The 17,772-nt window shown below is 71.4% G+C and carries 15 protein-coding genes; 5 read left to right on the top strand and 10 right to left on the bottom strand.

The annotated features are described in order from the left end of the window. Positions 1-122: 122 nt before the first annotated feature. From AB0C96_RS31325 to AB0C96_RS31335, 3 genes are all read right to left on the bottom strand, one after another. Positions 123-764 carry a hypothetical protein gene (locus AB0C96_RS31325; protein ID WP_362922052.1) on the bottom strand — a complete coding sequence of 214 codons (642 nt, stop codon included), beginning with the start codon at positions 762-764 and terminating at the stop codon, positions 123-125. A 66-nt stretch (positions 765-830) separates the two neighbouring features. Beyond that, positions 831-1,022, bottom strand: coding sequence for a hypothetical protein (locus AB0C96_RS31330; RefSeq protein WP_362922054.1), 192 nt, complete (start codon positions 1,020-1,022; stop codon positions 831-833). Positions 1,023-1,498: 476 nt separating this feature from the next. Continuing rightward, entirely contained in the window at positions 1,499-3,082 is a 1,584-nt protein-coding gene (locus tag AB0C96_RS31335) for a recombinase family protein (protein WP_362922056.1), read from the bottom strand. Positions 3,083-3,199: 117 nt separating this feature from the next. On the opposite strand from AB0C96_RS31335, the gene AB0C96_RS31340 reads away from it, so the two are divergent. Further along, complete coding sequence (locus tag AB0C96_RS31340; RefSeq protein ID WP_362922057.1) at positions 3,200-4,849, top strand: DNA repair helicase XPB; 1,650 nt, start codon at positions 3,200-3,202, stop codon at positions 4,847-4,849. 103 nt (positions 4,850-4,952) lie between these two features. Here the strand turns inward: AB0C96_RS31340 and AB0C96_RS31345 are convergent, their stop codons facing one another. Continuing rightward, the gene (locus AB0C96_RS31345; RefSeq protein WP_362922058.1) at positions 4,953-6,236 is read right to left on the bottom strand and encodes a glycosyltransferase 87 family protein; all 1,284 of its coding nucleotides are present in this window, start codon (positions 6,234-6,236) and stop codon (positions 4,953-4,955) included. Between the two features lie 291 nt (positions 6,237-6,527). Continuing rightward, positions 6,528-6,794 (bottom strand): hypothetical protein, encoded by a 267-nt coding sequence (locus tag AB0C96_RS31350; RefSeq protein ID WP_362922060.1) that lies wholly within the window; start codon positions 6,792-6,794, stop codon positions 6,528-6,530. Between the two features lie 471 nt (positions 6,795-7,265). Between AB0C96_RS31350 and AB0C96_RS31355 the strand changes: the two genes are divergently transcribed. Continuing rightward, positions 7,266-9,335 carry an AAA family ATPase gene (locus AB0C96_RS31355; protein WP_362922162.1) on the top strand — a complete coding sequence of 690 codons (2,070 nt, stop codon included), beginning with the start codon at positions 7,266-7,268 and terminating at the stop codon, positions 9,333-9,335. A gap of 197 nt (positions 9,336-9,532) precedes the next feature. Here AB0C96_RS31355 and AB0C96_RS31360 read toward each other — a convergent pair whose 3' ends face one another. After that, entirely contained in the window at positions 9,533-10,480 is a 948-nt protein-coding gene (locus AB0C96_RS31360; protein WP_362922062.1) for a LysR family transcriptional regulator, read from the bottom strand. Between the two features lie 150 nt (positions 10,481-10,630). On the opposite strand from AB0C96_RS31360, the gene AB0C96_RS31365 reads away from it, so the two are divergent. Then, positions 10,631-11,875 (top strand): MFS transporter, encoded by a 1,245-nt coding sequence (locus AB0C96_RS31365; protein WP_362922063.1) that lies wholly within the window; start codon positions 10,631-10,633, stop codon positions 11,873-11,875. Positions 11,876-12,179: 304 nt separating this feature from the next. On the opposite strand, the gene AB0C96_RS31370 is transcribed toward AB0C96_RS31365, so the two are convergent. Both AB0C96_RS31370 and AB0C96_RS31375 read right to left on the bottom strand, forming a co-directional pair. Next, complete coding sequence (locus tag AB0C96_RS31370; protein WP_362922065.1) at positions 12,180-12,944, bottom strand: alpha/beta hydrolase; 765 nt, start codon at positions 12,942-12,944, stop codon at positions 12,180-12,182. Between the two features lie 224 nt (positions 12,945-13,168). Then, positions 13,169-13,882, bottom strand: a complete 714-nt coding sequence (locus tag AB0C96_RS31375; RefSeq protein WP_362922066.1) for a copper homeostasis protein CutC — start codon at positions 13,880-13,882, stop codon at positions 13,169-13,171. A 118-nt stretch (positions 13,883-14,000) separates the two neighbouring features. Between AB0C96_RS31375 and AB0C96_RS31380 the strand changes: the two genes are divergently transcribed. Further along, positions 14,001-14,699 carry a hypothetical protein gene (locus AB0C96_RS31380; RefSeq protein WP_362922068.1) on the top strand — a complete coding sequence of 233 codons (699 nt, stop codon included), beginning with the start codon at positions 14,001-14,003 and terminating at the stop codon, positions 14,697-14,699. A gap of 36 nt (positions 14,700-14,735) precedes the next feature. Here AB0C96_RS31380 and AB0C96_RS31385 read toward each other — a convergent pair whose 3' ends face one another. Beyond that, on the bottom strand, positions 14,736-15,188 hold the full coding sequence (locus AB0C96_RS31385; protein ID WP_362922070.1) for a hypothetical protein: 453 nt from the start codon (positions 15,186-15,188) through the stop codon (positions 14,736-14,738). A gap of 323 nt (positions 15,189-15,511) precedes the next feature. Here AB0C96_RS31385 and AB0C96_RS31390 point away from each other — a divergent pair, with 323 nt between their 5' ends. Next, positions 15,512-16,765, top strand: coding sequence for a Cmx/CmrA family chloramphenicol efflux MFS transporter (locus AB0C96_RS31390; protein WP_362922071.1), 1,254 nt, complete (start codon positions 15,512-15,514; stop codon positions 16,763-16,765). A 145-nt stretch (positions 16,766-16,910) separates the two neighbouring features. Here the strand turns inward: AB0C96_RS31390 and AB0C96_RS31395 are convergent, their stop codons facing one another. Further along, positions 16,911-17,456, bottom strand: coding sequence for a pyridoxamine 5'-phosphate oxidase family protein (locus tag AB0C96_RS31395; RefSeq protein ID WP_362922073.1), 546 nt, complete (start codon positions 17,454-17,456; stop codon positions 16,911-16,913). Positions 17,457-17,772: the final 316 nt, after the last annotated feature.

Raw genomic sequence — 17,772 nt, forward strand, 5'->3', positions numbered from 1 at the left:
GGCGGGGCCGGCGGACGGGACCGGCGGACGGGCCGACCACCGGATGTCCGCTGAACCCGGCGACCCTGCGACCCTGCGAACCGGCGCCCCGGCGCCCCGGCGAACCGGCGAACCGTTCCGGATCAGCGGGGCCAGCCGCAGTGCACATGGGTGCGGTGTCCCGGATACCCCGGACCGAGCACCTCCGTGGCTCCCAACTTCCGGCAGGCGGCCATCAGTTGGCGATGCGGGGCGCCACTTCCGACGTGCCGCCCGTTGATGCGGTCGATGTCGACGGCGAGCCCGGCGTAGTGCTTGGAGCGGCTGCCGTGGTCGCCGCCGACGATCTCGGAGAGCGCGATCCGGTAGTGGTAATGGGTGCGCAGCTTCAGCAGACCGTTCAGCATCCGGGTGTCCAGGAGGACCCGGCGGGGGCGGTCACCCCAGTAGCTGGTGAGGGCGCCCCGGCCGTCGGCGGTGTCGACGACGTTCTGCCGGGCACTGGACGCCGGGTGCACATGGCTGACGTGGCGGGTGGCCAGGGCGATCCCGTCCGTACACAGGATCTGCCGGGCCAGCGCGGGCCGGGCAAAGGCAGGCCGGGCAAAGGCAGGCCGGGCAAGGGCAGGCCGGGCAAGGGCAGGCCGGGCCGAGCCGGTGGGGGCGGCGGCCGAACCGGTGGCGGCGGCCCCCATGAGGGCGGCGAGGGCGGTGGCACCGGCGATCAGGCGCAGCGCGCGGGTGCGTGCGGTGGCGACAACGGCGGCGGCGGAGAAGACGGCCATATCCGACTCCTGACTCTCTGTCAATTCACTACGGCAATTCACTGCGGACGTACTGGTGGTGCGCGGTTACGCGGCACGGCGCGGCATGCCGGGGCGGTGGCTCGGTGCGGTGGCCGGGGCGGCGTGGTGGCTCGGTGCGGCGACCGGAGCGGCGGTCCGGGCGACGGCCATGAACCGCCGGTCCGGGGCGGCGAGCACGGTCCCGGCCGCCGTACGGGCAAGGGCAGCACCCACCCGAGTGGGTGCCGTCAGGGGCATGATCATTTCCCTCATCGCGTTCGCGTTGCTGCACACGCCAGTTGGCACTCTCCACCGCCGGATCCGCGCAGGCCACAGCACACCCCGGCACGGGGGGGGAGGAGGGAGGCGGTGGGGAGGGTGCGGGTCCGGACCGGCCGCGCACCACAACCATGCGTGCGCGTCGGGCGTGCGCGTCGGGCGTGCGCGTCGCGTACGTATCGACGGCCCCAGCGCGCCTCCACCAACCCCCTCTTTCGCGCTGGGCCACGCCGCCATACCGTCGAGACATGGCCCGTAGGCCCGCAGGGAATTCCCTGCGGTTGTCACCCGCCCCGGCTGCTCGACCGTCCAGGTTTCCGCGGCCGGGGCGGGGGCTCAAGTACCGGTCATCGCCGCGCTTGGCCCAACCAAATGTCGGGCTCTTCTTGAGCCATCGCATGGCCCGGCGGCAGGGAACTCACTGGCGCCGGTCGGCACGACCCCGCCACTCGGTCCTAGCGGGTGCTGGGGAGGAGGTCCTTGGCCTCCGCCGAGGACATGTCCGCCGGAAGTTCCAGGGCAGCCTCCTCCACGTCCTTACCATCCGCGCCCGCGCGGCGGATCCTGCCGTCCTCCCCGAAGGAGACAGCGAGACGAGATGTGTCCATCTTGCGTGCTCCCCGCTTCGCCGGGGCCACTTCCACGTATGCCCCGGCGTCCAGGAGGAGATTCCTCTTGCCCTCCACACTCGCGGCCTTCCACAGGTCGCCGTATGTCCGACCGGTGGGCACCGCCTCCACACCGGCGGGCTTGGCGTCGCGTTGCATGTCCTTGAGTGAGGCGAGCCGATCCTCCAGCTTGGCGTACTGGTCGGCGTAGCGCTTCGCGCCGTCTTCCCCCTTGAACAGCCCGCGCCCGTACCGGTCCTTTTCGAGGTCGTTGAGCGCTTCCTCGGCCTGCCGGATCTGCGGACGGAAGTCCTCGCCCGCATGCTCCACCATGTGCACGACTTCCGCCCGGCCGACCTTCTCAAGGAACAGATCCGCCACGTGCGCCTCGGTGTGTTCCGCCGGGACGGACGGGCCGTAGCACGCGCCCTGTTCGCCGGTGCGCTGCCGTTGTTTCAGGCGTCCGATGCAGCGATAGCGGAGCTTCCCCTTGGACGTGTACGTGTACATGCGGGAGTGGCACACACCGCAGTACAGGACGGCACGGAGCAGGGACGTGCCGTGACGGCGCTGGTCGCCTGTCCCGGCCCGCCGCTTCAGCTCGTCCTGCAACGCTTGCCAGGTGTCCATGTCCAGGATCGGCGGACGCGTGACCAGCGGAAGCCCGTCGGTACGGAGGATCGGCTTGCCGTCCTCGATGACCTGCCCGAGGAGCTGCGGGTTGGTGAGGAGGCTCTTGAGCGTGCTCGTGTACCACTGCTTCGAGTCGCTGCGTTTGCCGGTGGACCGGCGTGACGAGTGCCCCGGCGACGGGACGTCGGACTTGCTCAGATCCGTTGCGATCTTCATGAGCGAGTCCTTGTTGAGAACCCGTTCCGCGATCTTGCGGACCGTCTTCGCCTCATCCGGGTTCACCACCAGGATGCGGCCCGGACCGTCGGGGTTGGGGGCGGCCTGATAGCCGTACGGGACGCGTCCGCCGGTCCAGCGGCCTTCCCGGCGCAGGTGCTCGTGTGCGTTGGATACGCGCATGCCGATGGTGTCGGATTCCAGCTCGGCGAAGACGGCGATCACCTTCGCCATGGCGCGGCCCATGGAGGAGGTGAGGTCCAGGGGCTCGCTGGCTGAGGCGAGCGCGACGCCTCCGTTCTGCGTGATCTTCATGATCTCGGCGAAGTCCACCGTTGACCGTGCGAGACGGTCGATCTTGAAGAACACGATCACGTCGAATTCCGTGAGGCGGGCCAAGATCCGCTGAAGGCCGGGACGGTCCAGCCCGCGCGAGTAGCCGGAGACATCGATGTCTTCCTCTATCGCGACGATCTTCCACCCGCGCGCCTCGCACAGCGCCTCACAGGCCGCCCGCTGGCGCTCTGGAGAAGTGCTTTCCTCGGTTTCGCGCGATAGGCGAATATAGATAGCTGCGCGCATGCCCGGCGCGCTGGCCGGGACGCCCTTCCGGCGCCGGGCCCGGGGCAGAGCCCGGGCCGGAATAGACGCTTCGGGTGTTTCACTTGTCACGAGGCGACCCTATCCGTGGAGGTATGTGTGTCCTGCCTGATCGTCCAGAGCGACAAAACGCTGCTCCTGGAGGTGGACCACGAGCTGGCGGACGCCTGTCGGCGGGCCATCGCGCCGTTCGCCGAGCTGGAGCGGGCGCCGGAGCACATCCACACGTACCGGGTGACGCCGCTCGGGCTGTGGAACGCCCGGGCCGCCGGTCACGACGCCGAGCAGGTCGTGGACGCGCTGGTGCAGTACTCGCGGTACCCGGTGCCGCATGCGCTGCTCGTCGACGTCGCGGAGACGATGGCCCGGTACGGCCGGCTGACGCTGATCAAGCACCCCGCCCACGGGCTGGTGCTGACCAGCACCGACCGGCCGGTGCTGGAGGAGATCCTCCGGTCGAAGAAGGTGCAGCCCCTGGTCGGGGCGCGGATCGACCCGGACAGCGTGATCGTGCACCCCTCCGAGCGCGGGCAGATCAAGCAGACGCTGCTGAAGCTGGGCTGGCCGGCCGAGGACCTGGCCGGCTACGTGGACGGCGAGGCACATCCGATCGAGCTGCGCGAGGACGGTTGGGCGCTGCGGCCGTACCAGCAGCACGCCGTGGAGGGCTTCTGGCACGGCGGCTCGGGTGTCGTCGTACTGCCGTGTGGTGCGGGAAAGACGCTGGTGGGGGCCGGTGCGATGGCGCAGGCGAAGGCCACCACGCTGATCCTGGTGACGAACACGGTCTCGGCCCGGCAGTGGAAGCACGAGCTGGTGCGGCGGACCTCGCTGACCGAGGACGAGATCGGCGAGTACAGCGGCACGCGGAAGGAGATCCGGCCGGTCACCATCGCCACGTACCAGGTGCTGACGACCAAGCGGAAGGGCGTCTATCCGCACCTGGAACTGTTCGACTCCCGGGACTGGGGCCTGATCGTCTACGACGAGGTGCACCTGCTGCCGGCACCGGTCTTCAAGTTCACCGCCGACCTCCAGGCGCGCCGGCGGCTGGGGCTCACCGCGACGCTGGTGCGCGAGGACGGCCGTGAGTCGGACGTCTTCTCGCTCATCGGGCCCAAGCGGTTCGACGCCCCGTGGAAGGAGATCGAGGCACAGGGGTACATCGCGCCCGCCGACTGCGTCGAGGTCCGCGTCAACCTCACGGACTCCGAGCGGCTGGCGTACGCGACCGCGGAGACCGAGGAGAAGTACCGCTTCTGTGCGACCACCGACAGCAAGCGCTCGGTGACCGAGGCGCTGGTCCGTCGGCACCAGGGCCAGCAGACGCTGGTCATCGGCCAGTACATCGACCAGCTGGACGAGCTCGGCGAGCACCTGAACGCGCCGGTGATCAAGGGCGAGACCACCAACGCCCAGCGGGAGAAGCTCTTCGACGCGTTCCGGGAGGGGAAGATCTCGGTGCTCGTCGTGTCGAAGGTGGCGAACTTCTCGATCGACCTTCCCGAGGCCACGGTCGCGATCCAGGTGTCGGGGACGTTCGGTTCGCGGCAGGAGGAGGCGCAGCGGCTGGGCCGGGTGCTGCGCCCCAAGGCGGACGGGCACGAGGCGCGGTTCTACTCGGTGGTCGCCAGGGACACCATCGACCAGGACTTCGCCGCCCACCGCCAGCGCTTCCTGGCCGAGCAGGGGTACGCGTACCGGATCGTGGACGCGGACGAGCTGTTGGCGGCGGACGAGGACGTCTGAGGCCGGGCGCTCAGCTCGTCGGGTGCGTACGGGCAGGTCCGGGCCTCGTTTCGGTACGGGGCCGGGCCCGGTTCCGGTCCTGGTCCGGTACGGGTCCGGGTGCTCAGCTGGCCGCCGTCCGTGCGGGCAGGTCCTGGTCCGTCCTGGGTGCGGGGATGCTGCCGGGGGCGCCGGGGCCATCGGTGGTCCGGAACGTCCGGCAGAACAGGGCCACCAGCAGGGCGAGGCCGAGCAGCGGGTACGGGGCGGCGAGCAGCTGCTGCCACCAGGAGAAGTGCAGGTCGAGGTAGCCGGCGTGCGGCACGATCCACATCGTGCGGACGGTGAAGGCGAGGGTGACGACGGCCAGCAGCGCCCGCCTCCAGGGGCTGCGCCGGGTGTGGGCGGCGAGCGCGATGAGCAGCGGGACGCACCAGACCCAGTGGTGGGACCAGCTGATCGGGGACACCAGCAGCGCGGTGACGGCGGTGGCCAGGACGCCCCAGCCGTCCAGGCCGCGCCGCAGACAGACGCGCCGGGCGGCCCACAGCCCGGCCACCGCGGTCAGCAGCGCCGGCACCGCCCACAGCAGGCCCGGCTCGGGGTCGTGCAGGAGGCGGCTGATCAGTCCCTGGAGGGACTGGTTGTCGACTATCCAGACCTTGCCGACCCGGTCGGTCTCGAACATCCGGCGGGTCCAGAACTCGACGCTGGCCTCCGGCAGCACCAGCCAGCCCAGCAGCACCGAGACCAGGAACCCGGCGAGGGCGGTGCACGCGGCCCTCACCCGACCGGTGATCAGGAGGTAGACGGCGAAGATCGCCGGGGTGAGCTTGATGCCGGCCGCGATCCCGGTGGCGAAGCCCTTGCCGCGCGCACCGTCCGGGCGGGACAGATCCCAGAGGACCAGGCAGGTCAGGGCGAGGTTGATCTGGCCGAAGGCGAGGGTCTGGAAGACCGGCTCCAGCCAGAGGCCGAGCGCGGTGGCGGCGAGCAGGGTGGGTGCGCTGCGGGCGGCCCGGCGCAGGCCGGCGGCCTTGCAGGAGAGGTGGATCAGCAGGACGAGGAATGCCGCGTTGACCAGTACGCAGACGGCCGTGAGGGTGCCGAGCGGGAGCCAGGTCGTGGGGATGAAGAGCAGGGCGGCGAAGGGCGGGTAGGTGGCCGGAAGGGCCCACTCGGTGACCGTGAAGCCGTAGAGATCACCGCCGGCCGCGGCGGCCTCGCCCTCGGCGCGGTAGACCGCTATGTCCGACATCGACAGCGGCTGGACCTGGTGCAGCACCCACAGTCCGGCGAACGACGCCACGAGCAGCGCCGCGGCGAGCACCAGCCGGCGGGGGCTCGCGGCGCTCAGGGCCCAGGCACTTCTGCTTCTCCACGTCCGCGTCCCGTCGGCGGCAGACACCGTCGTCCCCTCCTCGTCACCCTGCGCGCTCTGCGGTGACGCTAGTCGACCGGAGCCGATCGTCCGTAACGATTTCCGGTCATCCGGATGTCGACGCGTAGTCGACGCGAAGTCGACGAGAGTCAGCTGGGGGTCGGTCTTCCGATCACGATCGCGCGGAGTTCGACCGAACGGTGCGGTGCACATACGGGTGCGGTGCGGTGCGGTGCGCGTAAGGCTGTACGGCTCATTGGCCGTGCGGCTAACGGTGCTGGTCGGCCCGGCGGCTAACGGTGCTGGTCGGCCCGGCGGTTAGCGGTGGCGGTCGGGCCGGCGTTCGGTCCGGTGGCCGGCCTGACGGTCACCGGGGACGTCCTCGGCGTACTCGCCCATGACGACGACGCTGAAGGCGGCCTTGCCGAAGACCGTGACCGCGCGGAGGGCGTTGCCCAGGAGGTGGCGGTGCCCGTGCGCGGACGCCGCGCCACGGACGGCGTCGGGGCCGAGGGCGGTGGCGCCCTTGGTCGGGTGGAATGCGGCGGACGGTACGGAGGCTGGTGGAATCGCTGCGCTGCTCATGTCTCCATGATGGGATTCACGCGAATGCAGCACATCGGTCCATGGGTCCATCCTCAGGGGGCCGGACGTCCATCTCCAGGCCCACCCCATCCCCTACGGGAGACCGACGGCCCTCAGGGTCGTCCCCTCCGGGTGCGGCCGCCGAAGGCGCCGGAAATGCGTTGGCGCCGCCCTCTGCCGCTGACTACAATCGCGCGTCTGCCTGCCTCCCGCCGAGGAGTGCCGCCGCCCGGTCGGAAACCGGTCGGCTCTTCGCTTCACGCCGCTGACCCGCGCGGAGCCCGACCTGCACCGCGCACCGACACCGGCCTGCCGCGCCCGCCCTCACGCCGCGCGCCCGCCGCAGTACCTGCCACCGGAGGCAACGCCGTGCCCTCGCACGCCCACCACCCCGCACCGCCCGCGCTGCCCGCCGAAGGCCGCCATGACCACCAGGGCGGTCATCACGACGACCAGGGCGGTGACGCCCCCCTGGAGCGCGAGCAGGCTCACCTCGCCGCGTCCCGTGCCGCGCTCCGCGCCATGCGCGAGGACGCCGAGAACCTCAACATCGCCGACGTGACCGCGAACTGGGTCAACGCCAAGGTCCTCCAGGGCGAGATCGACGCCCGCATCAAGGCACTCGCCGACCTCTCGCACACCCCGCTCTTCTTCGGCCGCCTCGACTACCTCCACGCACCGGGCATCGACCGCGCCGAGGGCGCCTCCGGGGAGAACTTCTACATCGGGCGACGCCATGTGCACGACGGCGACGGCGACCCGATGGTCATCGACTGGCGCGCCCCGGTGTCCCAGCCGTTCTACCGGGCCTCCAAGAAGGACCCGATGGACCTCAGGCTGCGCCGCCGATTCGGTTACACGGGCGGCGAGTTGACCGCGTACGAGGACGAACACCTCACGGACCAGGCGGCGGCGACGATCTCCGGCTCCGCCGGGGAGGCCCGTACCAGCCGGCTCCTCCAGACGGAGATCGAGCGTCCGCGCGTCGGCCCGATGCGGGACATCGTCGCCACCATCCAGCCCGAGCAGGACGAGATCGTGCGCGCCGGCATCGGCGGCACGGTCTGCGTCCAGGGGGCTCCGGGTACGGGGAAGACCGCGGTGGGCCTCCACCGGGTCGCGTACCTGCTCTATGCGCACCGCGAGCGGCTGGCCCGCGCCGGCACCCTCGTCATCGGCCCCAACCGTTCGTTCCTGCACTACATCGAGCAGGTCCTGCCGGCCCTCGGCGAGTTGGAGGTCAAGCAGGCCACGGTCGACGACCTGGTGGGGCATGTGGAGGTGCGCGCCACGGACGAGGCCGCCGCGGCCATGGTCAAGGGCGACGCGCGGATGGCCGAGGTCCTGCGTCGGGCCGTCCGGTCGCACATCTCGATGCCCGTGGAGCCGTGCGTGGTCGTCCGCGGCTCGCGCCGCTGGCGGGTGCCGGCGTATGAACTCGAAGAGATCGTCCAGGAGTTGAGGGACCGCGACATCCGCTACGGGGCGGCCCGCGAGGCGCTCCCCCAGCGGATCGCACACACCGTGCTGGTCCGCATGGAGCAGGCCGGTGAGGCGCCGGACGACCGGGTGCAGGACGCGGTGGCCCGTAATGCCGCGGTGAAGGCCGTGGTCAAGGCGGTCTGGCCGGTGGTGGATCCGGCGAAGCTGGTGCTGCGGCTGCTGGGTGACGCGGACTTCCTCGCCGAGCAGGCGGAGGGGATCCTGACGCCCGAGGAGCAGAAGACGATCCTGTGGGCCAAGCCGGCCCGCAGCGTGAAGGGCGCCAAGTGGTCGTCCGCCGATGCGGTGTTGATCGACGAGGCGATGGACCTGGTCGAACGTACCCACTCGCTCGGCCATGTGGTCCTGGACGAGGCGCAGGACCTCTCCCCCATGCAGTACCGCGCGGTCGGCCGCCGCTGCACGACGGGCTCGGCGACCGTCCTCGGCGACATCGCCCAGGGCACCACCCCCTGGGCGACCGACACCTGGGAGGAGGCGCTGGCCCACCTGGGCAAGCCCGGTTCGGCCGTCGAGGAGCTCACCCAGGGCTTCCGGGTACCGCGCGAGGTGATCGCGTACGCGTCCCGGCTGCTGCCCGCCATCGCTCCCGATCTGACGGAGGCGACCTCGATCCGCGAATCGGCGGGCGACTTCGAGATCCGTACGGTCGCATCCGCCGACCTGACCGCGGCGACGCTCGCGGCCTGCGACGACGCGTTGGCGAAGGAGGGCTCGATCGGCCTGATCGCGGCGGAGGCCCGCATTCCGGCACTGCGCGCGGCCCTGGAGGCGGCCGGTGTGACCTGCCTGGCGCCCGGCGAGGAGACCTCGGCCGAGTCCCGGCTGACGCTGGTGCCGGCCACGCTCGCCAAGGGCCTGGAGTACGACTACGTGGTCCTGGACGAGCCCTCGGCCGTCGTCGACGGCGAACCGGACGAGCGGACCGGGCTGCGCCGCCTGTACGTATGCCTGACCCGACCGGTATCGGGCCTGACGGTGGTCCATGCGGCACCGCTCCCGGAAGAGCTGACGGGGCGCCGGGTGGTGGAGCCGTGACCCTGCCCTGACGGGAATACCCTCCTCCCCCATCCCGTTGTGGCCCCGCAGGGGGCGCGCGCATCCCCTACGGGATGTGTTCCCCCGCCCCCTACGGGCCGACTCACCGGTGCAGGAAGCCGATGACGTGCGCCTCTTGCCTATGACCTCCTGCTGATGACCTCCTACCTACGGCCTCCTGCTTACGGCCTCTTGGCTCATGGCCTCGGGGCGGCTCGTTGTTCCCATTTCGGCCTCCAGACGTTGGCATCGGGTGAGTCCGTTCGTCTGGAGTCGAGGTAGCGGCGAAGTTCGACGAGCGCGGGATGGGGGTTGTCGTCGCGCCAGATCAGTGACAGCGGGTAGACCGGAGTCGGGTTGCGTATCGGTATGCGCCGCAGGTCGTAGCTGTCCGGCCACAGATACCGCGAGCCTTCGCCGACCAGGGTCCCCAGGTCCGAAGAGTCGGCGATCTCATCCAGCAGTGCCTCGTTCCCGAAGACGGGCCCTACCACGTCGATCGTGACGCCGAAGGCGGTGGCGAGTTCGTCGTAGTAGGCGGCCACCTCGCCGCGGGCGTCCAGGCCGGGCATCCAGATGCGGTGTCCGGCGAGTTGCCCCGGCGTCACGGCACGGGCGTTGGCGAGCGGGTGGCGCGGTCCGATGAGCAGTTGGTGCGGCTCGTCGATCACTCCAGCGGTGTTGATCACGTCTGGTAGGTGCTGCCGCGGGGGAACCGCGTGGAAGGTGACGTCGATCGTCCCGGCTTCGACAGCGGCGATCGCGCCCTCGACGTCGGCGTCCAGGGTCACGACATCCAGTTCGATCTCCGGGTGCATGCGGTAGAAGTCCTGGAGGAGCCCCGCCGTCACGATCCGCCGGTTGACGACATCGACGCGTAGCGCGCGGCGGCCAGGACGGACGGACGCGTCAGCCCGCTCCGCCACCCGGAGAAGTTCACGGGCGTGGGGCAGGAATGCCTGGCCGTCGATGGTGAGCCGGGCGCCGCGGGCGGTGCGGATGAAAAGGCGCACACCCAGGTCTCTCTCCAGCGCGGCGATGCGCTTGGAGACGGCCTGCTGGGTGATCGACAGGTCGGCGGCGGCTACCTGGAACTGGCCCGCGTCCGCGACGGCGACGAAGGTACGTACGGATTCGAGATCCACGCCGATCCACCTTAGTGAACAACGGATGGTTGTGAATTGCGGGCAGGGCAGTTGTTTGACCCGCTGTTGTGCCGCTCGCTTAGCTCTCACCGGTCAACGTCGGTTTGTTCGGGTGGGACATCGGTGGGACATCAAGGGGGCGCGCTGAGCATGGTGGGCAGGAGACCGTTGGGCCGGCAGTTCGGCTGGCTGTGGGCGGCGTATGCGGTGAGCGCCTATGGGTCCGGGCTGGGGTTCGGGGCGTTCCCGCTGATCGCCGTGCTGGCGTTGCATGCCGGACCCGCCGAGGTGTCCGCGCTGTCCGCGGTGGGGCCTGCGGTGGGCGCGCTGATCGCGCTGCCGCTCGCGCCGTGGGTGGAGTTTCGGCGCAAGCGCCCGGTCATGATCGCGATGGACCTGACCCGGTTCGCGGCCATGGCGACGATCCCGGTCGCCTACGCCTTGGGTTGGCTCGGTTTCGTCCAGCTGCTCGTGATCTCGGCCGTGGCCGCCGCAGCCAAGATCGCCTTCAACGCGGCCAGCGGCGCCTACCTCAAGGCCCTCGTCCGGCCGGATGACCTGCTCGTGGCCAACGCGCGGTTCGAGTCCACGAACTGGAGCTCCATCGCGGTCGGGCCACCGCTGGGCGGGGCGGCGATCGGCCTGTTCGGGCCGGTCGTCACCGTGCTGGCCGACGCGCTCAGCTACCTGCTCTCCGCGCTGAGCATCACCGCGATTCGCGGCCGAGAAGAAGCACCGCAACCAACCGGCAAGAGCCCGGTCCGGGCGGGCGCACTGCTCGACGGCTGGCGACACATCATGGGCCATCCCGGTTTGCGGGCGCTCTACCTCAACCAAGTGCTCGTCGGCGGTCTGATCATGGCCACCGAGCCGCTGCTGGCCGTGCTCCTGCTTCGCCAGCTCGGGTTCCCACCCTGGCAGTACGCCCTCGCCTTCGCCGCCCCCTGTGTCGGCGGACTCATCGGCTCCCGGCTGGCCCGCCGTGTCGTGGCCCGCTACGGCCGGCACAGGGTTTTCCGGATCGTCGGCACCCTGCGCGCCATCTGGCTGATCGGCCTGGCCTTCGTCCGTCCCGGCGTCGTCGGCCTCGTCACCGTGATGGCCGTCGAGCTGGCGATCATCGTCAACATGAGCCTGTACACCCCGGTGCTCGCCACCTACCGGCTCGAACACACCCCCAAGCATCTCGTCGCCCGCACCCTGTCGGCCTGGTCGATCGGCCAGCAGGCGTCCATCGCCGTCCTCACCGCGCTCGGCGGGCTGCTCGCCGACGTCACCGGCCCGCGCTCCGCTCTCACGGTCGCGGGACTGCTCATCCTGGCCACCCCGCTCCTGCTTCCCCGACACGACCACACGCCGCAGCGCGAGCCGGAGCTGGGCCGTAGCCACTCATGACACACCGCAACCGCCACTCATGACACACCGCAACTCGCCGCTGAAGCCCGCAGATCGCAGCTGGTCCGCCGATACGTGCCGCGTAGACCATCGACACCGCCGAGCTGCACACCCTGCTCCGTGCCGACTGACTCGAACCACAAGCCGTGATCAATCCGGCCTGGTTCGGTGGTCTGGATCGGTGGTCCGGATCGGTGGTCCGGTTGGGCCGCTTGGGCCGGGCGGGTCCTCTGGATTCCACGGTGGCCCGCGGTACCGGCGCCCGACCGGGCAAGCCGGGCGCCGGGCACCGATACCGCTCACGTCAGGCCGGCGGAGTGACCGTTCGGCCGAGGTGCCGGGCGAAGAACCGGACCGCGCTGTCGACCTCGAACCTGGGCAGTTCCTTGTGCTTGCCCGCGTTGGCGTGCAACGTCTTCTCCTTCGAGGCGAAGGCGTCGAACAGCGCGAGACCGGACCGGCGCGGTATGTGCTCGTCGTCCCACTGGAGCACGAACTCGATCGGGATGGTGATCCGCTTCGCCGCTTCGGCCAGGCGATCGGGCCAGTGGAGGCCGAGGAGCGCGGCGGTGATCCTGGGTTCGATCGCCACCAGCGGCACTCCGATCGCGGTGCCCATGTTCAGGCCGAAGTAGCCGACCGGCCCTTCGGCGCCGATCTCCGGAAGTTCCTGGAGGGCGTCCAGGGTCGCCTGCCACTCGGGTACGGCGCGCTCGGCCAGGTGGGCGTTGTAGCGGACGACGATCGGGCCTTCCGGCTCGCCCGCCGCCCTCGCCCGGTACAGCGCGGCGATCTCCTGCTCGTCGTGCGCGGTGCGCGGCCGGTCGCCGTGACCGGGCGCGTCGATGACGGCGATGTGGAAGCCGCACTCGGTCACGAGGCGGTGCGCACGGCCCGCCATCGCCGGTGCCTTCTTGTGCGTGCCGCCACCGTGCCCCATCAGTACCAGGGGCGCGCGATCGGCGCCGGATGCGGGCGACCAGAGCACGCCGGGGACCTCGCCCACGGTGAAGTCGCGCTCGACCATGCCGTTCGACGACGACTCGGCCGTGAAATGCAGGGAGTTCACAGGTAGTTGCCTTTCGGGAGTGCCTTGTTGCTGCGGCGCTCCCGGCGACACCTACGTCAATCGCCCGACCGTGACGAAGAGAGGGAGCACCCACACGGATACCTCGTTCATGGGTCTCACCTCCTCGGACGGTTTCACGGCCGCCCGCAGGCTACCGGCTCGCGCATCACCCCGCCCAACCCTTTTCCCGCCCGGACGGGCCTTCCTGAGCAACCCTTAGAGCCTTAGACCACCACCCGGTCCAACGCCTCCCGCCACTCCCGGACCGCCGCCGCGTCCACCGGCGCCTGCCAGCCGGCCGGCCGGGCGGCGCCGCCGATGTGGAAGGCGTCGAGGCCGGCCGCGCACAGCGCCGGCAGATGGCCGAGCGCGAGTCCACCGCCCACCAGGATCCGCGGCGCGTAGCCGGGCTCGGCCATGGCCGTGCGCGCCTGTTCGGCGAGCAGCACGGGTAGCCCCGCCTCGACGCCCCGGGCGTCGCCGGCCGTCAGATAGGTGTCGAGGCCCGCGGCACCGGCCGCCCCCGCCAGCTCCTTGCGCAGCGCATCGCGGTCGGCGGCCCGGTCGATGGCCCGGTGGAAGGTCCACCGGCAGCCGCCGATCACCTCGGCGAGCGCCGCCACCGCGTCGAGGTCCGGGCTGCCGTCCGGCCGCAGGAATCCGAGCACGAACTCCTCGGCGCCCTCCGCACGCAGCGCCGCCGCCTCCTCGCACAGCGCCTCCAGGTCGCCGGCCGCGAACCCGTCGGTGGCCCGCAGCATCACCCGCAGCGGGATGTCGACGGCAGCCCGGATCGCCGCGAAGGTGGCTCTGGAGGGCGTGAGCCCGTCGGCCGCGATATCGGTGACGAGTTCCAGGCGGTCGGCACCGCCGGCCTGGGCGGCGACCGCGTCCTCCGACCCGAGCGCGATCACCTCCAGGAGCGCGCGCTTGCTCATATGACCCCAATCCTTCGATGACGATGCGGCGCGGGAGTCCGATGCCCCACACACCGACAACAGGTCTAGTCCAATCTCCAGCGTACGGGCTGGCCGCGCCCAGGGCACAATGATTCGCATGACCCCCGTGTCCCGTACGGCAGACGCCACCGACCCGGCACCGGAACTGCGTCGGCGCTGGGCCGCCACCATCGCCGACGCCCGCGGCCGCACGAAGGCCACGCCCCCCGGAGGAGCACCGGCCCCCGACCCCGCCCCGTACGCGGACAACCTGCTCTCCCGGTGGAGCGAGCCGCAGCGCCACTACCACACCGTCGCGCACCTGTCCGCGGTCCTCACCCGCATCGACGAACTGGCCGGTCACGCCGATGACTTGGCCGTCGTCCAACTGGCCGCGTGGTTCCACGACGCGGTCTACCGCCCGGACCGCTCCGAGAACGAGGAACGCAGCGCGGCCCTCGCAGAGCGGGCACTGCCCGAGCTGGGCATCGGCGCCGCCCGCACCGCCGAGGTCGCCCGCCTGGTGCGGCTCACCGTGACGCACGACCCGGAGCCCGACGACCCCGACGGCGAGGTGCTCTGCGACGCCGATCTCGCGGTGCTCGCCGGGTCACCCGACGACTACGCCGCCTACGCCGCCGCGATCCGGGCCGAGTACGCCTTCGTGCCCGACGCCGACTTCACCGCCGGCCGCTCCGCCGTCCTCCGGCAACTCCTCACCCTGTCACGGCTGTTCAGGACCCCGATGGGCTACGACCGCTGGGAGCACCTGGCGCGCCGCAACCTCACCACGGAGCTGGACCTGCTGGGCGGTTGAGCCCCCGGCCGCGGCGCCTACGGCACCGGTGGGACGTCACTGCTCCGCGCCGGGGCCATCCGGCGAGCCCCCGGACCGCCGGCGCACCAGCGGCAGTCGGCCCTCACCGAGCACCACCCTCGCCCCGTTCTCGCTCACGCTCGCCCGGCGCTCGTCGCGCAGGGCGGCGTGCGCGGCGCACCCGCACCGGCTGGACAGCGGGTCCGGACAGTCCGCCAACCCCTCCCGCAGCCGCGCCAGGTCGTCCGGCTCCAGCCGCCAGGTCCAGTCCATGTCCCACGGCTCGTCGGTCTCCCACGGCTGGAGCCAGCAGTCATGGCTGAACACGTACAGCACCCCGTGCCCGCAGCCAGGGCACTCAAGTATTCGCGCGTAGTCGTGGACCTGGCCGTGGCCGGCCCCCGCCCCATGCGGCACCCCCCGCTCGTGGATCTCCACCAGCGGCCGCCATGCGCCCCCGCACCGCCCGCACTCCCCCGTCAGTCCCATGCCCGGCACCTTACGGGCGGCCACTGACAGCCGGTCCGACCTGCTCAGATCCGACCTGAGCAGGTCCACTCGGCGCCGGTCCGGCCCGATCGACTCCGGTCCGGTCTGACTCATTCCGGTCCGGTTGGTTCGATCCGGTCCAGTCCGGTCCGCTCCAATCCGCTCCAGGCACGGCATGGCTACGGCACTGCGGGCACGGCCACGGCGCTCCGGCATGGCCGCGGCGCTGCGGCGCGGCCACGACACTCCGGCATGGCCAAGGTCACGTCCGGCCGTTCCGCTCACCGGGAATGTAAGGCGTCCTACCGTGGTTGGTAGCTGACATGCCAGCACCCGCACCCTCCGATCGCGCCCGCCTCCCCATCGCCGTCTTCGTCCTCGGCCTGTCGGTCTTCGCCTTGGGCACCAGCGAGTTCATGCTCTCCGGCATCCTCCAGCCACTCGCCCGTGACCTGGAGGTCTCCATCCCGCAGGCCGGTCTGCTGGTCTCCGCCTTCGCGATCGGCATGGTGGTCGGTGCCCCGGTGCTCGCCGGAGCCACGCTCCGGCTCCCGCGCCGTACGACGCTGATCGCCCTGCTCGCCGTCTTCGGCCTCGGCCAGGTGGCGGGCGCGCTGGCGCCGTCCTACGGCGTGCTGTTCGCCTCGCGGGTGATCAGCGCGCTGGCCTGCGCCGGCTTCTGGGCAGTCGGCGCGGCGGTCGCCGTGTCGCTGGTGCCGGTGACCGCGCGGGCCCGGGCGATGGCCGTCATGGTCGGCGGCCTGAGCATCGCCAATATCGCCGGTGTCCCGGCCGGTGCGCTGCTCGGCCAGCACGCCGGTTGGCGCGCCGCCTTCTGGGCGGTGGCCGGGCTCGCCGCGGTCGGCCTGGTCGGAGTCGTCGCACTGGTGCCGCGGACGTCCGTGCCCACCGGTGACGACCGTCCGCAGCTGCGCCGCGAGCTCGCCATCTACAAGGACGCCCAGGTCTGGCTGGCGCTGACCGCGACGGCCCTGAACGGTGCCGCGGTCTTCGCGCTCTTCTCGTACCTCTCGCCGCTGCTGACCGACACCGCCGGCCTCGCCGAGAGCTGGGTGCCGACGGTGCTCGCGCTCTTCGGCGTCGGCGCGCTGATCGGCACGTTCATCGGCGGCCGGATCGCCGATGCGCACCTCTTCGGGACGCTCTTCGGCGGTATCGCCGCCTCCACCGTCGTGCTGACCCTGCTGGCGCTGACCGCGCACAACCCCTTCGCCGCCGTCGCGCTCTCGCTGATGCTCGGGGTGACCGCGTTCACCACCGCCCCGGCCCTCAACGCCCGGATGTTCAACGTCGCGAACGCCGCGCCGACGCTGGCCGGTGCGACCACCACCGCCGCCTTCAACATCGGCAACACCCTCGGCCCCTGGCTCGGCGGTCTGGTCATCGGCGCGCACTGGGGCTACCCGGCCGTGGCCTGGACGGGCGCGGGCCTGGCGGCGGCGGCCGTCCTCACCACCGCCGTCGCCTTCCGGCTGCACCGCACGACGTCCGCCTCCCGGCTCGTCGCGTCCTCGGCGCCGGCAGTGCCGGCGAAGGAGACCGCCGACCAGAGCTGAGCCACCACGCCTCCGGGCCATCGACCAGCGGGCCGGCCAGGCGGATCGCCGGGCCATCGGGGCGGCCGGGCGAGTAACCGAGCCATCGAGGCAGCGGGATGAGTCACCGAGCCATCGGGGCGGCGGAACGAGCCGGCCGCCCCGGTCACGCCCCGCCGTCGAACCTCCAGCGCGTCTGGCTGTACTCCGACTCACCCCGCCCGAAGCCGAAGGCCGTGCTGGGCTCGACGCGGAAGACGACGGCGCGGCCGCCCTGCCCGTGGAACGCGCCGTCGCGGACCTCGAACTGCCAGTCGCTGCCGTACTTCTCCACATACAACTCGGCCAGTCGGCGCAGCGTCGCCTCATCGCCGACCTGTACCGCTTCGCCCTCGACGACCACATCGAGCCCTGCGTGCAGATCGTTGCCGCCGGCCGTGGAGGTGGTCAGTGCGCAGTGCGCGTTGGCGGCGAGGTTCTTGGCCTTGCGTTCGCCGGGGCCGGTGCAGAAGTGGAGGGCGTCGTCCGCCCAGACGGCGAGCAGCGGGGTGACGTGCGGGCGGCCGTCCGGCCGGACGGTGCTGAGCCAGAAGATCTCCGCCTCGGTCATGCCTCCGACGGCCGCGGACCAGGCGATCCGCTTGGCGTCCTCGCTGCTGTAGTTGGGGTCGAGCTCGGTGACCGGTTCTCTGCGCGGTGCGCTGGCTGTCATGGGGTCCCCTTTCGGTACGCCTTAGGCACGCCTCGGTACGCCTCGGTACGCCTTTCGACGCGCCACTGTTCCGCCGCTGTTCCGCCTCTGTTCGGCGCGCCAATGTCGGTGCGCCACTGTCGGTGCGCCGCTGCGGATGGGGGCATCGGCGCGGCGACATCGGTACGGCGCGCGGTCAGGCCCATCGTGCGGGGGCGCGCCATCCGGCCGCCGTCACGACGCGCCGCAACGGGCCGTACGGGGACCAGGGAAAGGGGCACAAAGGGGCTACGAAGGAACTACGCCGGGGGACGAACGAGCGGCAGGGGCCTTCTCG

It is taken from the genome of Streptomyces sp. NPDC048506 (genome assembly GCF_040651315.1).
Lineage (GTDB): Bacteria > Actinomycetota > Actinomycetes > Streptomycetales > Streptomycetaceae > Streptomyces.

Excerpts from the sequence above, each read along its gene's own strand:
- AB0C96_RS31325 (WP_362922052.1), bottom strand. The coding sequence starts at position 764 with ATGGCCGTCTTCTCCGCCGCCGCCGTTGTCGCCACCGCACGCACCCGC.
- AB0C96_RS31330 (WP_362922054.1), bottom strand. The coding sequence starts at position 1,022 with ATGCCCCTGACGGCACCCACTCGGGTGGGTGCTGCCCTTGCCCGTACG.
- AB0C96_RS31335 (WP_362922056.1), bottom strand. The coding sequence starts at position 3,082 with ATGCGCGCAGCTATCTATATTCGCCTATCGCGCGAAACCGAGGAAAGC.
- AB0C96_RS31350 (WP_362922060.1), bottom strand. The coding sequence starts at position 6,794 with ATGAGCAGCGCAGCGATTCCACCAGCCTCCGTACCGTCCGCCGCATTC.
- AB0C96_RS31365 (WP_362922063.1), top strand. The coding sequence starts at position 10,631 with ATGGTGGGCAGGAGACCGTTGGGCCGGCAGTTCGGCTGGCTGTGGGCG.
- AB0C96_RS31375 (WP_362922066.1), bottom strand. The coding sequence starts at position 13,882 with ATGAGCAAGCGCGCGCTCCTGGAGGTGATCGCGCTCGGGTCGGAGGAC.
- AB0C96_RS31380 (WP_362922068.1), top strand. The coding sequence starts at position 14,001 with ATGACCCCCGTGTCCCGTACGGCAGACGCCACCGACCCGGCACCGGAA.
- AB0C96_RS31385 (WP_362922070.1), bottom strand. The coding sequence starts at position 15,188 with ATGGGACTGACGGGGGAGTGCGGGCGGTGCGGGGGCGCATGGCGGCCG.
- AB0C96_RS31390 (WP_362922071.1), top strand. The coding sequence starts at position 15,512 with ATGCCAGCACCCGCACCCTCCGATCGCGCCCGCCTCCCCATCGCCGTC.
- AB0C96_RS31395 (WP_362922073.1), bottom strand. The coding sequence starts at position 17,456 with ATGACAGCCAGCGCACCGCGCAGAGAACCGGTCACCGAGCTCGACCCC.